Source organism: Rothia sp. HMSC036D11 (genome assembly GCF_001814205.1).
In the GTDB taxonomy this organism is placed as follows: domain Bacteria; phylum Actinomycetota; class Actinomycetes; order Actinomycetales; family Micrococcaceae; genus Rothia; species Rothia dentocariosa.
The window spans coordinates 1-1,534 of the sequence record NZ_KV815290.1 but is presented as its reverse complement, the minus strand read 5'-3'; the positions used below and the strand labels follow the sequence as shown (position 1 = coordinate 1,534).

General features: G+C 42.8%; 2 protein-coding genes. Both read left to right on the top strand.

Annotated features, from left to right (window positions below; all coding sequences use genetic code 11):
* Positions 1 to 556 (top strand): hypothetical protein (locus tag HMPREF2958_RS04710; protein ID WP_246828033.1); only part of this gene is annotated, 556 nt, incomplete at its 5' end.
* A gap of 189 nt (positions 557 to 745) precedes the next feature.
* Positions 746 to 1,312 carry a hypothetical protein gene (locus tag HMPREF2958_RS04705; protein ID WP_070697029.1) on the top strand — a complete coding sequence of 189 codons (567 nt, stop codon included), beginning with the start codon at positions 746 to 748 and terminating at the stop codon, positions 1,310 to 1,312.
* Positions 1,313 to 1,534 lie beyond the last annotated feature (222 nt).

The window sequence follows — 1,534 nt, the reverse complement described above, 5'->3', positions numbered from 1 at the left end:
AGCGGAGGGGTGGAAGGTTATTGTTGTTGACTGTGCTGGGGTAAAAACCACGTTGGATTTTGCGTATCGTCTGGTTGAGAGTATTGAGAGTGTTTATGCTATTCCGGATGATTTTAACCTGCGTTGGGCGTCTGAAGATGCCTGTCTGATTAACTGGTTTGATATGCGTCAAGGACTGTTTGTGCTGTACAAGAATTTTGAGGACCTCTTTGTGATGGATGATAGGGCTGTTACAGCGTGCGTAAATATTCTGGAAGAAATGGAAGTATATTACGCCACTCGCCAATTACACGGCAGCGGGCTATATCAAGTCATGGTTGGTTATGGTTTTGATGTTTCACAGGAAAGCTTGCCGCGTGTGAAAGAGTTTTTCAACGATAGCATAGTGATTGCTGCTGACGGGGCCAAGTACCCTTGGTCAGGAATGGAAAAAAATAAGAAGTTTTTCTTTCCGGATGGTTTTCCGGATCCTCTGTATGAAGATGGAGATGACTGGATTAATGATCCTGATGAGTACCCAGAAAGTACCACCTATACCGGCGGCAGTAATGGGTAAAGTACATCCGAACAAACCTCAGTATTCAATATTATAAGCTTGATGTTCGTGATTCTGGATACATTATCCGCAATGAACCAAGGATTAGAGGAAGACGAGATACAGAACGTTTAGTAGTAGGTAGTAATGGCGATATCTACTACACCCCCAACCATTATAAAGATTTTGTATTATTAAGGAGGAGCTAGCGTGGAACAAGTTGATGAGGTCTGGGGATTTATTCCAGTTATATATATTAAAGAATCCCATATTTTGCGGGAGCGTGTTAGCTCTCTTGTGAAAGTAGGCTGGCAAATCGTAAATTTTATAAGTTCCAATATCTCTGACTCGGAGAGTCTAGAGGCGGAAGTTATTCGTGCCATTGATTGTCCTTGGCCTTTGCCAGACGAAGGCGCGTGGTGGACACTTGATTTTGTTGAAGAAATTGATCAATGGAAGGACCTGTCGCAAGGGCTTTTTGTTTATGTTTCTGACTTTGATGGTTTAATCCGCAGTAGCCCGGCAGAAGCGGATACCTTATACCAGCATATTGCACGTATGCAGGATCGTTATCGCTGGGAGCGTCTTCGCGACGGAGATGAAAATCTTAAGTTTATTTATGGTTTTGAATGTTCTGAGAAGAATCTTTCGTTGGTGCGGGATTTTTTCCAGGGATATGTGGTAGTTGTGGATAGGTTTGAACCTGAGCATCCTGAGCTTGAGAGTGCGGAGGCCCTGGGCTCTTTCGTGGATGAGTATCCGCATTTGCCAGAGTAGCGGAATAGAATCAATGAACCTATATATAAGAAAAGGCAGGGTTGTTTATGATTGATTGGTGTCGCTTGTGGGCAGCCCTGATGTTCTATATGCCGAACCATGATGAGACTTTATTTTGATTAAGGAATAAAAATATTATGAATTATTATGAGCCTATGGGTTTTTATATGTATAAGTGGGATGACGTCTTTTTCCCGGTTGTTTATGTGCGGGAGGATGGTG